We start from the raw sequence: 21,810 nt of genomic DNA on the forward strand, positions 1-21,810 counted from the left end.
TCGCCGTGACGAAGGCGGCAATCAGGGCTGCATCGATCGCATCGGTCTTGGCACGCCGACCGATGGCGTTGGCATAGGCGCGAACCTGCGCCGGGTTGACGACGATCACGCAGATGTCGCAGGCCGCAAGCTTTGCCACAGCCAGCGTTTCAAAACCACCCGTTGCTTCCAGCGCCACGAGATCGGCTTTCTCCGCCTTAGGCGACGCGCAAGTTCTTCGATGCCATCATGGTCGTTCCCGACACAAAAGCTTACACCAGAGGGTGAAACCGCAACGTCGAGACGCTCCTTCGACACGTCGATACCAACGATAATATCCATCTTATCCCATCCTTGCCTAATCGGGCTTTGCACGCGCAAGCGGCCCTGGCGACTGTTCGGGTTCGATGGAACGGCGGATGCACAACCGGGCTCTGCCACGGGCTTGGTGTCCCTAAGGGGCTTCGGTCTCACATCCACCACCGCACAGGGCATTAAAACGCCAAAGGACGGTGAAGGGAAGTTACAAGGGGGGTAAGCCGCACCCTACAACACCGACTTGATACCGAACTCCAGGCCCCAATCAAACCCAAAACGCCGGAACCGTCTCCGCCAACCTTGGCCCCAACCGCAGCGGCGCAATCTTTTCAGCAAGACCGGTACGGTCGGAAATCTCGACGCCGACGCCGCAGATGGTCGCCGGGCCGCTGGCCGCTTCGAAACGGCCCTTCGGCATTTTGGAAATGAAGCGGTTGATCGGCTCTTCCTTTTCCATACCAAGCGAGGAATCGTAGTCACCGCACATGCCCGCATCAGACATATAGGCCGTGCCGCCATTTAGAATTTGCGTATCCGCCGTCGGCACATGCGTATGGGTGCCAACGACGAAGCTGGCGCGACCATCGACAAAGTGGCCGAAGCACTGCTTTTCACTGGTTGCCTCGGCGTGAAAATCGAAGACGATGGCATCCGCCTGCTCGCCCAATGGACACGCACCCAGAATGCTTTCTGCCGAGCTGAAGGGATCGTCCAGCTCGGGATGCATGAAGACCCGGCCCATGATGTTGGCAACGAGAATGCGCGCGCCATTGCGAGCATAAAACAGACCGGAGCCCTTGCCTGGTGTTCCCTTGGGGTAATTGGCTGGACGCAGGAATTGGTCGTGACGCTCGCAGAAGGAGACGGCCTCTTTCTGGTCCCAGACGTGGTTGCCGGTCGTTACCACATCGGCTCCGGCATTGATCGTTTCGAGATAGATCTCTTCGGTGATCCCGAAACCACCCGCGGCGTTCTCGCCATTCACGACCACGAAATCCAGCTTGAGATCGGAGATCAGCCCCGGAAGACGCTCCCACACCGCCGTGCGTCCCGTCTTGCCAACCATATCCCCGAGAAAAAGCAATCTCATTGCGCCGTCCTGTTATTGAAATATCGTAGACCGCTCTCGGTCAGAACGGCGTCCAGCGCCACATCATGCGCTTGCGCGGGCACTGATGGCACTTCCTGGCAGTCAAATGCAATGCCGATGAGAGTAGGATTCAGTCCTTTTGCATGCAGCCTGGCAATTGCTCGGTCATAATGCCCTGCCCCGTAACCGATCCGCTGACCATTTGCATCGAATGCAGAGAGCGGCACCAGCAAAATGTCGGGATCCAGCATGGCAGCGCTTTCGTCGGGCCCGGTTGTGCCAAAGCCAGATTTGACCAGTTCGGTACCCTTGGCAAATTCACGGAATATGATGGTTTCGCGGTCGAGCATGACAGGCAGACACACGCGCGCCGCCTTGCCACGCAACGCCTCCATCAACGGGCGCAGGTCAACCTCGGAACGGATCGGCATGAAACCCGACACGATGGTTCCGGCAGCAAAGCGCAAGCCATTTGTGCCATGCGCTGCAATGCTTTGGCTTTTCGATTGGCGCTCTTCAACGGAAAGAGCGTCCCGCAAGGCGAGACGCTCCACACGTATCTGGGCTTTGGTGAGAGGCCCCGATGTCATCAGGCCGCCCGGCTGACCAGCACCTTGTCTATCCGGTGCCCGTCGAGATCAATCACTTCGAAGCGCCAGCCATCGCGGGTAATGTGTTCACCCAGCTCCGGCAAACGCCTGAATTCGTCTAGAACCAGACCGGCAACCGTCTCAAACTCGGCATCGTCGGCAATCTGAAAGCCCATGCGGTCGGCAAATTCGTCGGCTGGCATCCAGCCTGCAACGAGGAAGCTGCCGTCTTCGCGCTCGACCATCGCGGGCTCTTCGCCGTCATCTTCCTGGAAAGCACCGGTGATGGCCTCGAGCACGTCGCCGGAGCTGACGATACCTTCGAAATGGCCATATTCGTCGTAAACGAGAACCATATGCACGGTCGAACGACGTAGCGACTGGATGACGTCAACGGCACTTGTTAGGTCCGATACGACGGGAACTTCGCGAAGCAGCTCTCGAACATTCAGTTCCTTGCCGGAGGCGAGCGCATCGAACGCGTCCTTTGCGAAAAGAACGCCAAGGATTTCGTCGGAAGCACCATTGCGCACCGGCAGACGTGAACGCTGCGTTTCGCGCAACTGTACCCGGATTTCTTCAGCCGTATCTTCGATATCGACCACTTCGACGTCACGACGTGGCGTCATCAAGCCGCGCGCATTGCGGTCTGCCAGACGCATGACGCTGGTGATCATGGCCGATTCTTCGCTCTCGATGACACCAGCGCTATGCGCTTCGGCCAAAACGGTGCGAATTTCATCATCGGTGACAGAATTGTTGGACTCGCCGCTGTGGCCGAGAAGCGCAAGGATGAGCTTGCCGGACTTGTCCAGCAGCCACACCACCGGCGCACCGATCCTCGACAGCATTACCATGGCAGGAGATACCTTCACGGCAACCTTTTCAGGATCGCGCAGAGCAATCTGCTTTGGCACCAGCTCGCCGACGATCAACGAAAGATAGGTAATGGCGACAACAACCACGCCGACGCCGATCGCATCGGCAGCGCGATCCGGAACACCCTGCTCCAGCAGCCATCCGGTGAAACGGGCACCGAGTGTCGCACCGGAGAAGGCACCTGAGAGAACGCCGACCAGCGTAATGCCGATCTGCACGGTGGAGAGAAAGCGTCCGGGATTTTCTCCAAGGGTAAGTGCCATGGTGGCACCTCTGCTGCCTTGCGCTGCAAGCACTTTTAACCTCGCCGGTCTGGAGGAGACAACGGCAAGCTCGGACATGGCAAGCACACCGTTGAGTACGGTGAGCAGAACCACAATCATAATTTCAGTAAACAAGTTTAGCTCTTTTTGGGCTGTTGAACGGCATGTCGCGGCTGCAACCACAATCGCTATAGTTGAGAGCGGGAGCGGACATACCAATGCTGATAATAAGGAATAGTTCCGTCAATGCAATGACCGGCGGATCAAAAAGTCAATTCATACAGCCAGACCGGGTAGCGTCTGAGCTTACCGCCAGAAGGCGTGCACGTGAATATCGCCAAGGCGAATGCTCGACCGTTCAAAACGGGAAGCACGCCTTGGGACTGCTCCGCTAAGCCAAACGATCCGAAAAATAGAAAAGGTGCGATCCGCGGCGACCGATGGAGTTTTACGATCCTGGGTGCCTACAAACGTAGGTGGGCGCCATATGTCCAAGCCCACGGGCCTGGCCAGGGACAGCTCCCTTTGGATCGAGTATGGCCCCAGGGATTGAGTTTCCTGTCGAGAAGCGCAGAACGCACTTCATATATAGGATGGTTCGGCCAAATGCGGAAGGGGTCGAAAGCCAGAATATGACAGATTGTTCGGCAGGCTCCCGCCACGCACAAACAAGCATCTCGACATACCGATTTTTACGACGCGCCCGTCTTAATTGACTGTCGGCTTGGGCCGGGCCACCAGCTTTTCCGTAATGCCATTCAAGCGCGTCGAAAGGTCGGAGATGGCGCTAACCAGCATTTCCTCGGTTTTTGCCCTGCTTTCCGCCATTCCGTCGCGGTTGCTTTGCAAGGTCTCAACCTGGCCCTCCAGCGATTCGATCTTGCGTCTCAGCTCCGACATTTCGTCGGTGATCATGATGCCGGCCATGACGGTCAGTCGCAGATCGCCAATTTCGCCGAACTGGCTTTTCAGATGGCCGACATATTGATCGAACTGGCTGGCGAGATCGGTCAGGTGATCCTCCTGCCCTGCCTCGCAGGCCATGCGGTACGCCTTGCCGTCAATCATCACGGTGACTTGAGCCATCGTTTAAGTCCTTATCGGTCCAGCACTGCGCGGATTGTTTCCATGGCTGTCACGAGGCGGCGTGAGACCTCGCGGTTGACCTCCTCGAGACGGTTAGCGCGGAACTGCGATTGGTCCAGCTCCTGCGCAAGGCGGGCACGGTCCACATGCACGCGCTTCACTTCGCTCTCGACCTCGCCGTTTTCACGCTGGCGCTCGATACGCATATCGATTGCGTTTTCGAGACCGTTGATCGCGGAGCCTAGCTCCGACAACGCGACATGTATGGTTTTTTCCGCCGTCATCGTTTCTTCCAAGCCGCAAGCAACAAGCCGAATCGTTATTGCCTGGTCTAAATCAGAGCGCTTATACGATATGACTCGATTAACCGTCACGTCAATCAATCCAATACATTCAAGCACTTTGCGCTGTGGATGAATGCAGCACCAGAAGGCCCAGAAGATGGCAGCGGCCTAAATATTGCCAGAATACGAAACGATTTTTGTTCAGGATCGAACTGCAAACCGCCCCGGTTTTATTGACTCGCCCGCCCTACCTGCTATGGATCAACCCGCTTTTTGGATAGTTATAATGACTATCTCCTATCACCCGGAACAGACGGAAAAGCTATGATTTCTCGCGACAAACACGACCGGATGGCCAATGCAATCCGCTTTCTTGCCATGGATGCTGTGGAGAAGGCCAATTCTGGCCACCCCGGCCTGCCAATGGGCGCAGCGGATGTCGCCACGGTTCTCTTCACGCGCTATCTGAAGTTCGATCCGAAGGCCTGGCAGTGGCCGGACCGCGATCGCTTCGTTCTGTCTGCCGGTCACGGCTCCATGCTGCTCTACTCGCTCCTCTACCTCACAGGCTATGAGGATATGACGATCGACGAGATCAAGCGTTTCCGCCAGCTGGGCTCCAAAACAGCCGGCCACCCGGAATATCACCACGCGACAGGCATCGAAACCACCACCGGTCCGCTTGGCCAGGGCATTGCCAACGCCGTCGGCATGGCCATTGCCGAACGCAAGCTGGAAGAAGAATTCGGCTCCGATCTCCAGAGTCACTTTACCTATGTACTGTGCGGTGACGGCTGCCTGATGGAAGGCATCAGCCACGAGGCGATTGCGCTCGCAGGCCACCTGAAGCTCAACAAGCTCGTCCTGTTCTGGGATAACAACAACATCACCATCGATGGCGAAGTCGGCCTGTCCGATTCGACCGACCAGATTGCGCGCTTCAAGGCCGTTCACTGGAACACCATCGAAATCGATGGTCACGACCCGGAAGCGATTGCCAACGCCATCGAAGCTGCTCACGCCTCCGACCGCCCGACCTTCATCGCCTGCAAGACCGTTATCGGTTTTGGCGCGCCGAACAAGCAGGGCACGCACAAGGTACACGGCAACCCGCTGGGTGCCGAGGAAATCGCCGCAGCTCGCAAGAGCCTGAACTGGGAAGCCGAACCTTTCGTCATTCCAGAAGACGTGCTTGACGCCTGGCGTCTGGCCGGTCTGCGCTCCACCAAAACCCGTCAGGAATGGGAAGCGCGCCTCGAAGCGACAGATGGCGACAAGAAGGCCGAGTTCAAGCGCCGCTTTGCTGGCGATCTGACCGGCAACTTCGACAGCTCCATCGACGCCTTCAAGAAGAAGGTCGCCGCGAACAACCCGACGGTTGCGACCCGCAAGGCATCCGAAGACGCGCTCGAAGTCATCAATGGCATTCTGGCTGAAACGATTGGCGGCTCTGCCGACCTGACGCCATCCAACAACACCAAGACCAGCCAGATGAAGTCGATCACCCCGACTGATTTCTCGGGCCGTTACCTGCATTACGGCATTCGCGAACACGGCATGGCAGCGGCCATGAACGGCATCGCCCTGCATGGCGGTCTCATTCCATACGCGGGTGGCTTCCTGATCTTCTCGGATTATTGCCGCCCATCCATCCGCCTTGCCGCACTCATGGGCATCCGCGTCGTCCACGTGCTGACGCATGACTCGATCGGCGTTGGCGAAGACGGCCCGACCCACCAGCCTGTGGAGCAGATCGCAGCGCTGCGCGCCATTCCAAACCTTCTGGTCTTCCGCCCTGCGGATGAAACGGAAACGGCGGAGGCCTGGCAGTTTGCTCTGCATCAGAAAAACCGTCCATCGGCACTGGCTCTCACTCGCCAGAACCTTGCTCCGGCCCGCAAGGATTATGAGGAGAAGAACCTCGTATCTTACGGCGCTTACGAACTGGTTTCGGCAAGCGACGCCAAGGTATCGATCTTCGCCTCCGGTTCGGAAGTCGAGATTGCGCTGAAGGCTGCCGCTGACCTGAAGGTCAAGGGTATCTCCACCCGCGTCGTTTCCGTTCCCTGCTTCGAGCTCTTCAAGGAACAGCCGGAAACCTATCGCAAGGCCATCATCGGCAATTCGCCGGTCAAGGTCGGTGTCGAAGCTGCCATTCGTCAGGGCTGGGATTATTTCATCGGCAATGACGGCGCGTTCATCGGCATGAATTCCTTCGGTGCATCTGCGCCTGCGAAGGACCTGTACAAGCATTTCGGCATCACCGCAGAAGCCGTGGTCGCTGCCGCAGAAGAAAAGTTGGGCTGACGGCTAACGCCGTCTCCATTCCATACAAAAACGAAAATATTGATCGGGAGTATGTATATGACTGTAAAAGTTGCCATCAATGGTTTTGGCCGCATCGGCCGCAACGTCCTTCGCGCCATTGTGGAATCCGGCCGCACGGACATCGAAGTCGTTGCCATCAACGATCTAGGCCCCGTTGAAACCAATGCGCACCTGCTGCGCTATGACAGCATCCACGGCCGGTTTCCGGCAGACGTCAAGGTCGAAGGCGACACCATCATCGTTGGTGGCGGCAAGCCGATCAAGGTGACGGCGGTTCGCGACCCTGCACAGTTGCCGCACGCGGAACTTGGCGTCGATATCGCTCTGGAATGCACCGGCATTTTCGTCGCGCGTGACAAGGCCGCTGCCCACCTGACCGCCGGCGCAAAGCGCGTCATCATCTCGGCACCTGCCGAAGGTGCGGATCTGACGGTCGTTTTCGGTGTCAACCATGACCAGCTGACGAAGGACCACCTCGTAATCTCCAACGCGTCCTGCACCACCAACTGCCTGGTGCCGGTCGTCAAGGTTCTGGATGACGCGGTCGGTATCGATCACGGCTTCATGACCACGATCCACTCCTACACCGGCGACCAGCCGACGCTGGACACCATGCACAAGGACCTGTACCGCGCCCGCGCAGCAGCCCTGTCCATGATCCCGACCTCAACAGGCGCCGCTAAGGCCGTTGGCCTCGTGCTGCCGCACCTCAAGGGCAAGCTGGACGGCACATCCATTCGCGTGCCAACGCCGAACGTCTCGGTCGTCGATTTCAAGTTCGTGGCCAAGAAGGCAACGACGGTCGAAGAAATCAACGAAGCCATCAAGTCTGCCTCCAACGGCAAGCTCAAGGGCATCCTCGGCTACACCGACGAGCCGCTGGTATCCCGTGACTTCAACCACGACAGCCACTCCTCGATCTTCGCGACGGACCAGACCAAGGTCATGGAAGGCAACTTCGTTCGCATCCTTACCTGGTACGACAACGAATGGGGCTTCTCCAACCGCATGTCCGACACGGCAGTGGCACTGTTCAAGACGTTCTGATTTTTGTCGGATAGTGAATAAGCAAAACCCGGCTGGAGTGATCCTGCCGGGTTTTGTGTTTCAGGGCATCATCATTGTCAGGTCAGATCAGCGCCTCTTGCCGGTCGACTGGCTTGCCGGTGAATGGCGCGACATGAATCTCCCCTTCCCGCTTACGGGTCTGGGCAATGTCGAAGCTGTTCTGCATCCTCATCAGCGTGTCCATCGACACGCCGAAGGCCTTTTCGATCCGCAACGCCATTTCCGGCGAGAGATGCGAACGCTCGTTCAACAGGGCAGACAATGCCGCTCGTGTAATGCCCAGAACGTGCGCCGCACCCGTTACAGACAGGCCAAGCGGTTCAATAATCTCACTTTTAATGAAGCCGCCGGGATGAGCGGGGGTCTTCAGACGAATGCCTTGCATCGCGTTCATAGCCACCTCCTAGTGGTAGTCTTCATAATCGAGATCGATGATCTCGATTTCGGTTTGATCGATCCGGAGTGTGATCCGCCAGTTCTTGGTGACAAACAGGCTCCAGGTGCCTTTACGATCTCCGGTGAGCTGATGAGCCTTCCAACTCGGAACCGTGCGCAACTCGTCTTCCCGCTCCATATCCTGAAGGAAGGAAACGATGCGAAGGAGTTTCGGCACAACGGCAGCCTACAAGCCGGACGCGTCATCATCCTCGATCAAACGGCGCAAACCTTTGTGGATCACGTTTCGAATTTTCATAAGGCATGGCTATCAATCAATTCGACAAGCGTCAAGCTACGCTTTACAAATTGTTTCCTCACCCTTTACGTCGCTCCAAGTGTAACACAGTTAATTTTTCCCACGTCTCGCCTTGCTCTGGTCCATTTTGGCCCGGAAAAATTCAACAAGGGATTCGGTCGCACATACAGCGCATCGTGCCCTGCCGTATCATTCGATACACCTCGCCTTGCCCTGCCCGCTGCGCAAAACACTGCGCCGTGGCCGTCCAAAACGTGGCGCATTGACTGCTGACATGCGGGAGCATGCATGGCGCGCGGCCTTCATGAAAAGGACGTTGGCGTGGAATCATTTTACATCTTGTTGCTGGTCGCCACCGTCCTCGTTCTCGTTGCTGCATTTTCCAGTCTGATCGCCTATCGCTTCGGCGCACCACTTCTTTTGCTTTTCCTGGTGATCGGCCTTGCCGCTGGCACGGATGGGCTGGGTATTCATTTCAGCAACAATCCACTGGCCTATATGCTGGGTTCTCTGGTGCTGGCCGTCATCCTGTTCGATAGCGGCTTTGGCACATCCATCCAGTCGTTCAGACTGTCTGCGGGGCCGTCCATCTCGCTGGCCACCGTCGGCGTGGTACTGACTTCGGTGTTCTTTGCGGGTGCCGCTGCGCTGCTGCTCGGCTTCTCATGGCTTGAAGGCCTGTTGCTGGGCTCTATCGTTGCCTCCACCGATGCGGCTGCGGTGTTTTTCCTGCTGCGTATCGGCGGCATTCATATTCGCGATCAGGTGCGCTCCACCCTGGAAGTCGAGTCCGGCACGAATGATCCCATGGCGATCTTCCTGACGATTGCGCTGGTGGAAGTGGTTGCAAAGGGACAAGGCTTTGCAGGTTTCGACAGCAGCTTCATCCTGCTGTTTGTTCAGGAAATGGTGCTCGGCGTTATCTTCGGAGTGCTGGGTGGGTTGATGATCGTTAATGTCGTCAACCGCTTTCAGGTGGATCGCGGCCTTGTGCCGATCCTCGTATTGGCCTTGGCGCTGCTTGTCTTCTCCTTCACCGGCGCATTGCATGGCAGTGGTTTTCTGGCGGTCTATGTCGCGGGCATCGTCGCGGGAAACCGCAAGATTTTCGCCAAGGGTGCCATTCGCCGGTTTCATGAAGGCATGACGTGGCTTGCGCAAATCATCATGTTCCTGATGCTCGGTCTTCTCGCCACACCATCGCAGTTCCCGGCCATTCTCATTCCGGCAGTGTTGCTGGCGCTATTCCTCATATTCATCGCCAGACCGCTCGCCGTGTGGCTCAGCCTCATGCCGTTCAACTATACCCAGCAGGAAACGACATTCGTCGCATGGGTCGGCTTGCGTGGCGCAGTCTCCATCCTCCTCGCCATCCTCCCAGCTCTCGGTGGGTTGGAGGGTGCAGAAACCTATTTCAACGCAGCCTTCATCATCGTGCTGGTTTCGCTTCTGCTGCAAGGCTGGACGATCAAGCCGGTTGCCACCCGTCTCGGCCTCATCGTGCCGCCGCGCATGGGCGATGTCGACAAGCTGGAGGTGGACTTGCCCGGCACCGCCAACCACGAGCTGATTTCCTACCGCGTGGCCCATGGCAGCGCTATTTTGCAGGGTGGGCGCATTCCGCGCTGGGCCATGCCATCACTAGTGGTGCGGGATGGCAAATCCATTCGCTACCAATATGCCGGTCGCCTGCGGGAAAACGATCTGGTCTATCTGTTCGTTATGCCCAGCTATACCCGCCTGCTTGATCGACTGTTCGCCAGCGCCAAGCCGGTGACGAAGGATGACGAAGACATTTTCGGAACATTCGCCATTTCTCCTCAGCGCCCCGCCAAAGAACTGGATGCCTCCTACGGCCCCGGTCTGCTATCTGCGCAGGAACTGACGCTGACCATTGCCGAACTCATCGAAAGCCGCCTCGGCGGCAAGCCGGAATATGCGGATCGCGTCCGGTTGGGTTCGCTAATCCTGATCGTGCGTGATCTTGATGAAAACGACGCGGTCTCCAGTGTCGGCATCTCCTTGGAACCTGTCGAACCGGCCACCGCTTTGCCCGTCTTTATCAACCTCAAGGAAATCGTTCAGCGCACCCGCAGCCATTTCGCGCAGAAACGAACAGCCCGGTCAGCAAACGCCTCCGGTAACGACATACCGGCTGCAACGGACAAGGTCGGCACCGGAGAAAATGATCGTTAAGCGCCTTGCGCCGACAGTCCAGCATAGTATGTTCGCCACCAAACCCATTCCATTCAACGACATCAGGATCGACATATGCCCGCCTTCAAGACCCTCGATCACCTCACCGACATCGCTGGAAAACGCGTTCTCGTGCGCGTCGACCTCAACGTGCCGGTTGCTGACGGCAAGGTCACGGACAAGACCCGCATTGAGCGCGTTGCGCCAACGATCCTCGAATTGTCTGAAAAAGGCGCGAAGGTTATTCTCCTGGCGCATTTCGGCCGCCCCAAGGGTGAGCCGGTTGCGGATATGTCGCTGTCCCTCATCACCTCTGCCGTGGAAGAGGTTCTCGGCCACACAGTGCATTTCTCATCCGAAGCCATCGGCGAAAAGTCGGCAGATGCTGTGGCAGCCATGAAGAATGGCGATATTCTGCTTCTGGAAAACACCCGCTTCCATAAGGGCGAAGAGACGAACGACGCCACTTTCGCTCAGGATCTGGCAAAGAATGGCGACATCTACATCAATGATGCCTTCTCCGCTGCGCACCGCGCCCACGCCTCCACAGAAGGCCTAGCCCGCCACCTGCCAGCCTATGCCGGCCGCACCATGCAGGCGGAGCTCGAGGCCCTGGAAAAAGGCCTCGGCGCACCCGCACGTCCAGTGGTCGCCATTGTTGGCGGTGCAAAGGTATCGAGCAAGATCGACCTTTTGATGAACCTCGTCAAAAAGGTCGATGCGCTGGTTATCGGTGGTGGCATGGCCAACACCTTCCTCGCCGCACGCGGCACCAATGTCGGCAAGTCGCTCTGCGAGCATGATTTGGCCGAAACCGCCAAGCAGATCATGATCGAAGCCGCCACGGCCGGCTGCGCCATCGTGCTGCCGGAAGACGGTGTTGTCGCCCGCGAATTCAAGGCAAACGCCGAAAACGAAGTCGTAGACATCAACGCCATCCCTGAAGATGCCATGGTTCTGGATGTCGGCCCGAAGTCCGTTGAAGTCATTAAAGGCTGGATTTCGCGCGCAGAAACACTGGTGTGGAACGGCCCCCTCGGTGCCTTCGAAATCGCACCTTTCGACAAGGCAACGGTTGCCGCTGCCCAGCATGCGGCGGAATGCACCAAGGCCGGCAAGCTCGTCTCCGTCGCCGGTGGCGGCGATACGGTGGCAGCACTGAACCATGCTGGCGTGGCAGATGACTTCACCTACATCTCCACAGCTGGCGGTGCATTCCTGGAGTGGATGGAAGGCAAGGTTCTTCCGGGTGTGGCGATATTGCATGAGCACAAGTAAGGGTAGATAAACTCCGCCCACCTCATCGGCCTTCTAACATTCGACGTCATCCTCGGGCTTGACCCGAGGATCCAACCACGTCACCCACGTTGCAACGCAGCAGATGCTCGGGACAAGCCCGAGCATGACGAGGTTTAAGGTTCGCGCTCTCCGTCTGAGTCGAATAAGCACACTCGCCTCTCCACATTTAAAAATTTTAAAGATTTTCTAAAGTTTCAAACGATTGAAATGATTTCAATCGTTTCAATGCTTTAGCGTGCCATTTTCCTGCCTTGGAACTTCTGCTAACCCAAAATCATTGTGCCAAGGGAGATTGAAAAATGACAGAACGTCTTGAAGATATCGCAGTGAAAATGGTTGCCAATGGCAAGGGTCTGCTGGCAGCGGACGAATCCACCGGCACGATCAAGAAGCGGTTCGACAGCATCAACCTGGAATCAACGGAAACCAGCCGCCGTGATTATCGCGAAATGCTGTTCCGTACAGACGAAGCGATGACGAAGTGCATCTCCGGCGTCATTCTCTACGAAGAAACGCTGTTCCAGAAAGCCGCCGATGGCACGCCCTTCGTGGACATCATCAAAGCTGCGGGCAGCATCCCCGGCATCAAGGTCGACACGGGTGCCAAGCCACAGGCGTTCTTTCCGGGCGAAACAGTGACCGAAGGTCTTGATGGCCTCGCTGAACGCCTGAAGAAATATTACGATGCCGGTGCACGTTTCGCCAAGTGGCGCGGCGTCATCAACATCGGTGATGGCCTGCCCACATGGGGCTCCATCAAGGCGGATTCGCAGGCGCTTGCTCGTTATGCAGCACTCTGCCAGCAGGCAGGCATCGTGCCAATCGTTGAGCCGGAAGTGCTGATGGATGGCGAACCAGGCACCCACAGCATTGATCGCTGTGCCGAAGTCACCGAATGGGTTCTGCGCACGGTCTTTACCGATCTCTACGACGCCCGTGTCAACCTCGAAGGTATGATCCTCAAGCCGAACATGGTCATCGACGGCAAGAACGCCCGCAAGGCATCGGTCGATGAAGTGGCCGAGAAGACGGTCAAGGTTCTAAAGGCAACGGTTCCATCCGCCGTTCCCGGCATCGCCTTCCTCTCCGGCGGCCAGTCCTCCGAAGAAGCAACCGCGCATCTCTCCGCCATGAACGCCGGTTACGACCTGCCTTGGGCGCTGACCTTCTCCTACGGTCGCGCACTCCAGGATACGGCGCTTAAAGCCTGGGGCGGCAAGCCAGAAAACGTCGCCGCCGGCCAACGCGCCTTCCAGCACCGCGCAGAGTTGAACTCGCTCGCGGCCCTTGGCAACTGGACACAGGAAGACGAACAGGCTGCCTAAGCATTAGCTTCACGCCGTCGTTCTACAAACCGCTTGCAACATTGTTGCGGGCGGTTTTGTTTGTTGAGGCAGAGGGTGTGGAGGGTTATGAAGCGGAATGAGGCACGACGGCAGCAGCCCTCATCCTGAGGTGCCCCGCAGGGGCCTCGAAGGACGGGGGTTGCGGGTTTGGGGGCACAGTGCGTGGCCGATGCTTCGAGGCTTTGCCCTTCGGCCAAAGCACCTCAGCATGAGGGGGGGAGTGTGCGGCCTGCGCGCTACAAAAGTAAGAACCCCCTCAAGGCCGCAACAACAGTACCAGCGTCCACAGCACGAATGCCCCGGCTGCGATCTTCCAGCAATCGCCGCGCTTGCGAAGGCCCGGCAGGCCGAGCGGGCGGATGATCTGGATGCACATTGCCAGAAGCAGAAAAAGCCCGATTGCCTTCGTCATCCAGAAACCTTTTGGCTTTATTGAAACAGCGTCACAGGCTGGACATTTTTAATGTTCACCAATGACAGGCAACCTATTCGCGCGTCGTCGACCCAGATCTACACCTTGAATCGCCTAGCATGAGAGTGGCTTATGAGCAGAAATCTTCTACCCGTATTCGCTCTTTTATCCAGCACCTTGTTTCTGTTTCTGGGCAATGGCCTACAGGGACTGCTACTTCCCGTGCGGGGATCGGCGGAAGGATATTCCAACGAAGTGCTGGGTTTTCTCGGCACCTCCTGGGCGGCAGGGTTCGTCATCGGCTGCTTCGTGGCACCGGCCATCGTCCGGCGCGCGGGCCATATCCGCGCATTCGGCAGTTTCGTTGCCCTTATTTGCCTGACCGTGCTGTTAACTGGCCTCTTCATCGATGATGTGGCCTGGGTCACGTTGCGGGCGCTGACCGGTTTTTGCACCGCTGGCACCTCTATGATCATCGAAAGCTGGCTGAACGAGCGCGCCACCAATGAAAGTCGAGGCGCGATTTTCTCGCTCTACATCGCTATCACGCTGTTCGGCGTCGTGGCCGGTCAGCTGGTCGTGCCGTTCGGTACCGTCAGTGGCACATCGCTCTTCATGGTCTGCGCCATTATTTATTGCGTCGCCATCATGCCCGCCATGCTGTCAAAAGCGGAAAGTCCGCAACCGCTGAAAAAGGTGAAGCTGGACTTGCCTGCCCTGTACAGAACGTCGCCTGTCTCCTTCGTCGGCATTTTGTTGATAGGCATAGCGAACGGCGCTTACGGTACGCTTGGCGCGGTTTTTGGCGCGCGCGCGGGTCTTGCTCCCACGACGATTGCCATCATGGTCAGCGTGACCATCTTCATCGGCGCATTGGCGCAATTTCCAGCCGGTAAGTTGTCCGACAGAATAGACCGTCGTTTTGTGCTGGCCGGGTTATCAGGCGTAGCTGCTATCGCGGGCCTCGCCGTCACGCTAATACAGCCAAGTCACATCTATGTGCTGATTGGAATGATCGCGGTTTATGGTGCCACTGCAAACGCGCTCTACCCCATCGCCGTGGCACATGCCAACGACTATGCCGCCTCGGAGGATTTCGTCAAAGTTTCGGGCGGCCTGCTGCTGCTCTACGGCATTGGCACCATTATCGGCCCCACACTCGGCGGCCCGATCATGACGTCCTACGGCCCTTACGCCCTGTTTTCCGTTACCGCAGTGGCGCATCTTCTCATCACGGCCTATGCTATATTCCGGTCCAGACAACGTGCAACACTGCCGACAGCGGAGAAGGAAAACTTCTCCACGGCAGCGGCAGCGCCAATGGCCACACCTGAAAGCGTTTCGCTCGATCCTCGCGCACCGCAATATCCGCAGGACGAGGCCGAGTTGGAAAAGGGAGCTGGAATATGAGTGGTTTCGATGAAGAACTACCGGCACAGCCCGCAACGACTCACGTCGTGGGCGGTGATATTTCGCTGCTCTCCGTCGATGAGCTGACCGCGCGCATCGCCGTTCTGCACACGGAAATCGAAAGACTGGAAGCCGAGCTTGAGAAGAAGTCGGTTGGTCGCAAGGCCGCAGAAAGCCTTTTCCGGAGCTGAACCCACAAGGAACGTTTCATTAACGTTACGGAGCGGGTCAGTTTTCTGTTTACCATTAATGAAAAATTAAGCTTTATAAGCGATAACTATACATGTTCAGTTCTTCTGAACTTCAGGCAGTTTCTCCCATCGGCGAATTGGTCTGATTTTTCTCCCTGTTTTACCTTGAGAGCCGCTTTTGCGGCTCTTTTTTTGTGCCGTGGAAAGAGTGCCAAAACTGTGGGTATTAACCTTTCTTTAATAATCAGCTTGCGCATTTGCGCTATTGATATCATCCTGAAAATACAAAGAGGCCGGAACTATTAAGCCTCTATCCCGTTGCCAGTATGGTGCGTAAGCAGGATTTGGAAAAATGTCAGAACAGGTTTTGAATACCATCAGCTTTGCTGGTCGTGCTGCAGCTTCCAACCAGTTCAAGACTCTCTATACAGAGGGTATGACTTTGGTGGAAGAAACGGCGACTTATCTGGACGGCTCTGGCCGCGCAGCTTCCAAGGTTTTGCCGCGTATGGCATCCGTCCTTTACGCTGCCGAATCCATGCGCCTCACCACCCGTCTCATGCAGATGGCATCCTGGCTTCTGCTCCAGCGCGCCGTCAACAACGGCGAGATGAGCCGCGATCAAGTCTTGAGCGAGAAGAACAAGGTTCGTCTCGATAACTTCAATGTTGATCGCAACGCGCCCGGCTGGAACGACCTGCCAGAATCCTTCCGTGACTTGGTTGACCGCTCACTGCGCCTCCAGAACCGCGTAGCTCTGTTGGACCGTGAAATCTACCGTCCTTCGGAAGCAACGAAGGTGCCTGACAACGAAAACAGCGTCCAGGCCCAGCTCAACCTCCTGCGCACGGCGTTTGCAGGCAACTGAGTTTCAGCCAGATAGCGATTTACGAAAGCAGGCTTCGGCCTGCTTTTTTGTTGCCTGCACAGTTATACCGAAACCCAGACAACAAAAAACCCCGGATCGCTCCGGGGTTTTTGCATTCAAGACATCCAACAGGATTAGAGGCCGAGGCCGCCAAAGCGCTTGTTGAACTTGGAAAGGCGACCGCCGCGGTCCATAAGCTGCTGGTTGCCACCAGTCCATGCTGGGTGCGACTTAGGATCGATTTCGAGGTTCATGGTCTGACCCTCGGAGCCCCATGTGGAGAATGTTTCGTATTCTGTGCCATCGGTCATGACCACTTTGATCATGTGATAGTCGGGATGAATTTCAGCCTTCATGACAATCTTCCTGCTTTGGTGACATGCGGACCATTTGCCGCAATTGCGTCAACTGAGCCAATTCAATAATGAAGCTCTAGACCATTTGGCCATGGCTTCCCAATTCGATGCGGAGCCTATACATGAAGGTCGCCGAGATAACAAGTGCCTGCCGATGCTTGGCCCCACACTTGGCCACACATCTGATAAGACACATGTGAGTAGAGCAGAAAGTTGCCGTATAGCGGCAAAAAGCCAGCTATGTTGGCACATGCAGGAGTAGACCGTGGCAGACATGCAGGAACAGAAATCGGCAAAGCGCAAAACGCCGAGACCGCTGGCCAGCCTCTTTCCGTATCTCAAGCGATATCGCGGATTGGTCGCTGCGGCACTTTTTGCGCTCGTTCTGTCTTCGGCCACCACACTTGCCCTACCGCTTGCCGTCCGCCGCATCATCGACCACGGGTTCGAGGGTGCGGACGGGACGATGATCAACAGCTACTTCGCCGTGCTTCTGGCGATTGCGGTGGTTCTGGCAGTCGCCAGCGCCATGCGATATTATTACGTCATGACCATCGGCGAGCGTGTGGTGACCGATCTGCGACGCGATGTCTTTGCGCATCTGACGTCCTTGTCGCAAGGCTTTTTCGATACTAACCATTCCGGCGAACTGACCTCGCGCCTGACCGCCGACACGGTGCAGATTCGTTCTGCTTTCGGTTCATCCGCGTCAGTGGCGTTGCGCAACATCCTGCTCTGTCTCGGCGGCGTGGTGATGATGGTCTATACCAGCCCGCGCCTTGCGGGCTTGGCGCTGCTGGCCATTCCATTGATCGTTTTCCCGCTCATCGCCTTTGGCCGTTCGGTCCGCTCCCGCTCCAGAACCACGCAGGATACACTTGCCGCATCTGCAGCCTTCGCGGCTGAGACCATGTCCGCAAGCCGGACGATCCAGTCATTCAACGCCGAAGCGCTGGCCAATGGCCGTTACAACGACGCGGTCGAGAAAGCCTATGAGGGCGCACGCGCCGCCATCAGTGCCCGTGCAGTGCTGACGGCCGTCGCCATCAGCTTCGTCTTCGGCAGCGTCGTTGCCATCCTGTGGTACGGTGCGCACGGCGTTCTTGTCGGTACCATCTCGGCCGGTACGCTCAGCCAGTTCGTCCTTTACGCCGTCATCGCCGCAAGTTCGCTTGGACAACTGTCCGAAGTCTGGGGGGAACTTTCGCAGGCGGGTGGTGCGGCAGAGCGGCTTTCCGAACTGTTGAACGAGACATCGCCGGTCGAAGACCCCTTGGCTCCGCTTGCCCTGCCCGCTCCGGCACGCGGAGAGGCGAGCTTCGAAAACGTTGCTTTTCATTATCCGCAAGGTGCTGGCAGGCCCATAATCACTGACCTGTCCTTCACGGTCGCGGCGGGCGAAACCGTTGCCATCGTCGGTCCATCGGGTGCTGGCAAAAGCACGGTCTTTTCTCTGCTGATGCGGTTTTACGATCCGCAGGCGGGACGAATCACGATTGACGGCACGGATATTCGCTCAGTGACGCTGGAAGATTTACGCTCGCGGCTGGCCATCGTGCCACAAGATGTGGCGATTTTCGCCTCATCCATCCACGACAATATCGCCTTCGGAAAACCCGATGCTAGCAGGGAAGAGGTCCGTGCCGCAGCCATCGCCGCCCAGGCGGATGGCTTCATCACCAAGCTCCATAATGGCTACGACACGATTGCCGGCGAACGCGGTGTGACGCTATCAGGTGGTCAGCGCCAGCGTATCGCCATCGCCCGTGCCATTCTTCGCAATGCGCCCATTCTGCTTCTCGACGAAGCGACCTCTGCGCTGGACGCTGAAAGCGAGACGCTGGTGCAAAAGGCGCTGGATCAGTTGATCGCCAAACGCACCACCATCGTCGTCGCCCACCGCCTTGCCACCGTGCTGAAGGCCGACCGCATTCTGGTAATGGACGAAGGCCGCATCATCGAGGAAGGCAACCACCAGAGCCTGATCCGCCAAGGTGGACTCTACGCAAAGCTCGCCCGCCTTCAGTTCGAAACCGGCGGTGACGAGGTCGTGACGCTGGTGAAGTCCAGTTAGGGAGGCGGTTCCTTCGACAGGCTCGCCCTCGAAGCATCCAGTCGCATACTCAATTCATAAACCGCAACCCTCGTCCTTTGAGGCTCCGGCTGCGCCTCCGCTCCTCAGGATGAGGGTTGCTACCGCAGTAGCCACATCCGCGTTGTCAAACTGCTATACCCTCCGCCCTCATGCTGAAGTGGCCCAACGCCCTCGAAGATTCAATCCGCCGCATTCTCAGCTCATCACGCACAACCCTCGTGCTTCGAGGTTTCGGCTGCGCCTCCGCACCCCAGAATGAGGGTTGCTACTGCAGTAGCCACATCCGCGTTGTCAAAACTGCTACAGCCTCCGCCCTCATGCTGAGGTGGCGCGCAGCGCCCTCGAAGCATCCGCCGCATACTCAGCTCATAAACCGCAACCCTCGCCCTTCGAGGCTCCGGCTGCGCCTCCGCACCTCAGGATGAGGGGTGCTACCGCGGTAGCAACATCCGCGTTGTCAAAACTGCTACACCCGCCGTCCTCATGCTGAGGTGGCGCGCAGCGCCCTCGAAGCATCCGCCGCATACTCGACTCATCACGCACAACCCTCGTCCCTCGAGGCTCCGACGGTGCCTTCGCACCTCAGGATGAGGGTTGCTGTGTTGTGCCCGCCTCTCCGTCTACACACTCAAGTTTGTGACTGGGGGCTGTGCGTTGCAAGTCACCGCTCCGTCAGCTTCAGCTCGATCCTTCGGTTCTGGGAGCGCGCTTCCGGCGTATCGCCTTCGGCCAGCGGTTGGTATTCGCCAAAACCAGCGGCGACCAGACGGTTGGCCGGAACGCCTTTGGACACGAGATATTTGACCACAGAGGTGGCGCGCGCGGAAGACAGCTCCCAGTTATCGCGGAACCTGCCATTGCCTGACAGCTGCACATTATCCGTGTGACCATCCACCCGCAGCACCCAGTTAATCTCCGCCGGGATTTCCTTGGCGAGGTCGATGATGGCGGTGGCGAGTTTGGCCATCTCCACCTGCCCCTCCGGGTTCAGGTCATTGCCGCCCGAAGGAAACAGCACCTCGGACTGGAAGACGAAACGGTCGCCGACGATGCGGATATTCTCACGGTCGGACAGAATTTCCCGCAGGCGGCCGAAGAAGTCCGAGCGATAGCGGTTAAGTTCCTGCACACGCTGCGCCAGTGCCACGTTGAGGCGACGGCCGAGATCGGCGATCTTGACCTGCGACGACGTGTCCTTGGCTTCAGAGGCTTGCAACGCTGCTTCCACAGACGAAATCTGTGCACGAAGCGCGGCGATCTGCTGGTTCAGAAGATCGATCTGTGACGATGCGCGTGCGCCCGCCTGCCGGGCATCTTCAAGCTCCCCGGAAAGCTGGCCAACACGTGCATTGGCAGCAGAACTATTGCCCGCGCCCGAATCCAGCAGAGACTGCAAACGAGACCGCTCGCTTTCCGAGACCGCCAGTGTGGATTGCAGATTGGCAAGCGTATCTTCGATATCCTGCTTGCTGCCCTTCTCCAGCACCAACAACTCGGTGAGTTCTGAAATCTGGTTGTTCAGCCGACTGAGCACCTCATCCTTGCCGGAAATTTCCCGCGACAGAATGAACTGCGCCAGCACGAAAACGGTAAGCAGGAACATGATGGCCATGAGCAGCGTGGACAAGGCGTCCACGAAACCAGGCCAATAATCGACACCCCGGTCGCGACGGCGATTGCGCCCAAGCGCCATGATCACTCGCTCCCGTTATCGTGGCGGGCGGGACGACCCGTGGTTTTCTGGTCCGCATCTATTTTGGCGGACAGCCTGTCCAGAGTCCGGCGTAACGCCCGCGCTTCTTCCTGCTGCGCTTCGATCCAGTCGCGCAGCATCTGCTGCTCGCCGCGCATGTTCTTGACGAGACCCTGAATGCCTTCGGCGAGGCTGGTCATGGCGGCCAGCGACCGCTCAGTACCGACAGCGCCGTAGCCGCTGGTCTTGATCTCGCCCGTCACATCCGTTCCCGGATCGGTCACAGAGGACAGCCAGTTTTCGAGTTCGGTATAAAAGCGGTTCTGCGCGCGGCCAGCCTGAAGGTCGAGAAAACCGAGAATGAGCGAACCGGACAGACCAAGAAGCGACGACGAGAACGCCGTGCCCATGCCGGCCAGCGGCGCGGTCAGGCCGGATTTCAAAGACGAAAGAACGTCGTTGGTATCGCCCGATGTGGGGTCCAGCCCCTGAATGACATCACTGATGGCGGCGATGGTGCCGATCAAGCCCCAGAAGGTACCGAGCAGACCGAGAAACACCAGCAGCCCAATCAGATAACGCGAGGTATCGCGCGATTCGTCCAGCCGTGTGGCGATAGAATCGAGAATGGAACGCTGCGTGACGGTCGACAGTCGCACCTCGCCACGCTTGCCGATGACCGAATGCATTGGCGCAAGCAGTTTGGGCGTGCGTCCAGCCTTGTCGACATTGCCAACGGCCTGAAAGCCGTTGAACCAGCGCACTTCCGGGCGAAGAGAGAGAATTTGTGTGAACACCAGAATGATGCCGATGACGAGAACGCCAAGAATGAAGCCGTTCAGTCCCGGATTGGTCATGAACGCCGTCTGCGCCTGCCGGAAAAGAATAGCGGCGAGGAACGCGACGATGATGAGGAAAATGATCATCGTCCACAAAAATGGCGTGGGGCTCGACAGCTTGTGATGATATTGCTTCGTCACCGATCGCTCGACGCCGACATCGAGCCGTTCCGTATCCGTCATAATGCTCGTTCCCTCTGGCACTGCCGCAACGTCCGCGCGAAGACCTCAAGGCATTCGGCAAGCGTGATCGCGGTTACGACCGGAAGCTAGTGGAAAATTACGACGAATTGAAGTGAAAAGCCGGACGCCACAGGGGTTTTTGCACGGTGTGGTCATGCAATAGCTGTGGAGGGTGCCATTTGGGGTGGGCTCCCTGTTGTGTGACCGTACCTATCTTCCGTCATCCCGCACTTGATGCGGGATCCAGTCAGCCCAAGTTCTTGATCACAAAAGACTCTTTTGCGCCGCAGACGCGGCGCTGCTGGATTCCGGCTCAAGGCCGGAATGACGGGCGGAGGGTGTG

At 57.7% G+C, this 21,810-nt stretch carries 21 protein-coding genes and 1 other RNA gene; 9 read left to right on the top strand and 13 right to left on the bottom strand.

What is annotated here, in order from left to right; genetic code table 11:
- The 7 genes from DSM25558_RS29440 to DSM25558_RS17425 all read right to left on the bottom strand — a co-directional run.
- Nucleotides 1–178, bottom strand: a 178-nt coding sequence (locus DSM25558_RS29440; RefSeq protein WP_371480159.1) for an IS110 family transposase, incomplete at its 3' end; no start/stop codon positions are given.
- Nucleotides 179–562: 384 nt separating this feature from the next.
- On the bottom strand, nt 563–1,387 hold the full coding sequence (locus DSM25558_RS17400; protein WP_077105963.1) for a TIGR00282 family metallophosphoesterase: 825 nt from the start codon (nt 1,385–1,387) through the stop codon (nt 563–565).
- Nucleotides 1,384–1,977 (bottom strand): 5-formyltetrahydrofolate cyclo-ligase, encoded by a 594-nt coding sequence (locus DSM25558_RS17405; RefSeq protein WP_077105964.1) that lies wholly within the window; start codon nt 1,975–1,977, stop codon nt 1,384–1,386. Before DSM25558_RS17405 ends, DSM25558_RS17400 begins: the two co-directional genes overlap by 4 nt.
- Nucleotides 1,977–3,239, bottom strand: coding sequence for a hemolysin family protein (locus DSM25558_RS17410; protein ID WP_067650760.1), 1,263 nt, complete (start codon nt 3,237–3,239; stop codon nt 1,977–1,979). Before DSM25558_RS17410 ends, DSM25558_RS17405 begins: the two co-directional genes overlap by 1 nt.
- Nucleotides 3,240–3,540: 301 nt before the next feature.
- Nucleotides 3,541–3,699, bottom strand: a non-coding RNA gene (gene ssrS / locus DSM25558_RS17415) — 6S RNA.
- A gap of 128 nt (nt 3,700–3,827) precedes the next feature.
- Nucleotides 3,828–4,205, bottom strand: coding sequence for a cell division protein ZapA (locus DSM25558_RS17420; protein ID WP_077105965.1), 378 nt, complete (start codon nt 4,203–4,205; stop codon nt 3,828–3,830).
- Nucleotides 4,206–4,216: 11 nt separating this feature from the next.
- Nucleotides 4,217–4,489, bottom strand: coding sequence for a DUF4164 domain-containing protein (locus DSM25558_RS17425; protein ID WP_077105966.1), 273 nt, complete (start codon nt 4,487–4,489; stop codon nt 4,217–4,219).
- Nucleotides 4,490–4,813: 324 nt separating this feature from the next.
- Here DSM25558_RS17425 and tkt point away from each other — a divergent pair, with 324 nt between their 5' ends.
- Together tkt and gap are read left to right on the top strand one after the other, a co-directional pair.
- On the top strand, nt 4,814–6,796 hold the full coding sequence (gene tkt / locus DSM25558_RS17430; RefSeq protein ID WP_077105967.1) for a transketolase: 1,983 nt from the start codon (nt 4,814–4,816) through the stop codon (nt 6,794–6,796).
- Nucleotides 6,797–6,853: 57 nt separating this feature from the next.
- Nucleotides 6,854–7,864, top strand: a complete 1,011-nt coding sequence (gap, locus tag DSM25558_RS17435; RefSeq protein ID WP_077105968.1) for a type I glyceraldehyde-3-phosphate dehydrogenase — start codon at nt 6,854–6,856, stop codon at nt 7,862–7,864.
- Nucleotides 7,865–7,946: 82 nt separating this feature from the next.
- Here the strand turns inward: gap and DSM25558_RS17440 are convergent, their stop codons facing one another.
- Together DSM25558_RS17440 and DSM25558_RS17445 are read right to left on the bottom strand one after the other, a co-directional pair.
- Nucleotides 7,947–8,279 (bottom strand): HigA family addiction module antitoxin, encoded by a 333-nt coding sequence (locus tag DSM25558_RS17440; protein WP_077105969.1) that lies wholly within the window; start codon nt 8,277–8,279, stop codon nt 7,947–7,949.
- A 9-nt stretch (nt 8,280–8,288) separates the two neighbouring features.
- Nucleotides 8,289–8,498 carry a type II toxin-antitoxin system RelE/ParE family toxin gene (locus tag DSM25558_RS17445; protein ID WP_244554242.1) on the bottom strand — a complete coding sequence of 70 codons (210 nt, stop codon included), beginning with the start codon at nt 8,496–8,498 and terminating at the stop codon, nt 8,289–8,291.
- Nucleotides 8,499–8,867: 369 nt separating this feature from the next.
- On the opposite strand from DSM25558_RS17445, the gene DSM25558_RS17450 reads away from it, so the two are divergent.
- From DSM25558_RS17450 to DSM25558_RS17460, 3 genes are all read left to right on the top strand, one after another.
- Entirely contained in the window at nt 8,868–10,775 is a 1,908-nt protein-coding gene (locus DSM25558_RS17450; RefSeq protein ID WP_200800775.1) for a potassium/proton antiporter, read from the top strand.
- Between the two features lie 75 nt (nt 10,776–10,850).
- Nucleotides 10,851–12,053 carry a phosphoglycerate kinase gene (gene pgk / locus DSM25558_RS17455; protein WP_077105970.1) on the top strand — a complete coding sequence of 401 codons (1,203 nt, stop codon included), beginning with the start codon at nt 10,851–10,853 and terminating at the stop codon, nt 12,051–12,053.
- A 320-nt stretch (nt 12,054–12,373) separates the two neighbouring features.
- On the top strand, nt 12,374–13,399 hold the full coding sequence (locus DSM25558_RS17460; RefSeq protein ID WP_077105971.1) for a class I fructose-bisphosphate aldolase: 1,026 nt from the start codon (nt 12,374–12,376) through the stop codon (nt 13,397–13,399).
- A gap of 277 nt (nt 13,400–13,676) precedes the next feature.
- Here the strand turns inward: DSM25558_RS17460 and DSM25558_RS29045 are convergent, their stop codons facing one another.
- Nucleotides 13,677–13,832, bottom strand: coding sequence for a hypothetical protein (locus DSM25558_RS29045; protein WP_167397826.1), 156 nt, complete (start codon nt 13,830–13,832; stop codon nt 13,677–13,679).
- 132 nt (nt 13,833–13,964) lie between these two features.
- Between DSM25558_RS29045 and DSM25558_RS17465 the strand changes: the two genes are divergently transcribed.
- The 3 genes from DSM25558_RS17465 to DSM25558_RS17475 all read left to right on the top strand — a co-directional run bounded on the left by DSM25558_RS17465 (nt 13,965) and on the right by DSM25558_RS17475 (nt 16,301).
- The gene (locus tag DSM25558_RS17465; protein ID WP_077105972.1) at nt 13,965–15,242 is read left to right on the top strand and encodes an MFS transporter; all 1,278 of its coding nucleotides are present in this window, start codon (nt 13,965–13,967) and stop codon (nt 15,240–15,242) included.
- Nucleotides 15,239–15,433: a DUF1192 domain-containing protein gene (locus DSM25558_RS17470; protein ID WP_077105973.1), complete on the top strand. Its 195-nt coding sequence runs from the start codon at nt 15,239–15,241 to the stop codon at nt 15,431–15,433. Before DSM25558_RS17465 ends, DSM25558_RS17470 begins: the two co-directional genes overlap by 4 nt.
- A gap of 352 nt (nt 15,434–15,785) precedes the next feature.
- Nucleotides 15,786–16,301 carry a protease adaptor protein RcdA gene (locus tag DSM25558_RS17475; protein ID WP_067650795.1) on the top strand — a complete coding sequence of 172 codons (516 nt, stop codon included), beginning with the start codon at nt 15,786–15,788 and terminating at the stop codon, nt 16,299–16,301.
- Between the two features lie 134 nt (nt 16,302–16,435).
- On the opposite strand, the gene rpmE is transcribed toward DSM25558_RS17475, so the two are convergent.
- Complete coding sequence (rpmE, locus tag DSM25558_RS17480; protein WP_077105974.1) at nt 16,436–16,657, bottom strand: 50S ribosomal protein L31; 222 nt, start codon at nt 16,655–16,657, stop codon at nt 16,436–16,438.
- 265 nt (nt 16,658–16,922) lie between these two features.
- Here rpmE and DSM25558_RS17485 point away from each other — a divergent pair, with 265 nt between their 5' ends.
- Entirely contained in the window at nt 16,923–18,731 is a 1,809-nt protein-coding gene (locus DSM25558_RS17485) for an ABC transporter transmembrane domain-containing protein (RefSeq protein WP_077105975.1), read from the top strand.
- Nucleotides 18,732–19,413: 682 nt separating this feature from the next.
- On the opposite strand, the gene DSM25558_RS17490 is transcribed toward DSM25558_RS17485, so the two are convergent.
- Together DSM25558_RS17490 and DSM25558_RS17495 are read right to left on the bottom strand one after the other, a co-directional pair.
- A complete protein-coding gene (locus tag DSM25558_RS17490) occupies nt 19,414–20,445 on the bottom strand; it encodes a peptidoglycan -binding protein (RefSeq protein ID WP_077105976.1) in 1,032 nt (343 codons plus the stop codon).
- 2 nt (nt 20,446–20,447) lie between these two features.
- Entirely contained in the window at nt 20,448–21,467 is a 1,020-nt protein-coding gene (locus tag DSM25558_RS17495) for a flagellar motor protein MotA (protein ID WP_077105977.1), read from the bottom strand.
- Nucleotides 21,468–21,810 lie beyond the last annotated feature (343 nt).

This window comes from Agrobacterium sp. DSM 25558 (assembly GCF_900100825.1).
GTDB lineage: Bacteria > Pseudomonadota > Alphaproteobacteria > Rhizobiales > Rhizobiaceae > Agrobacterium.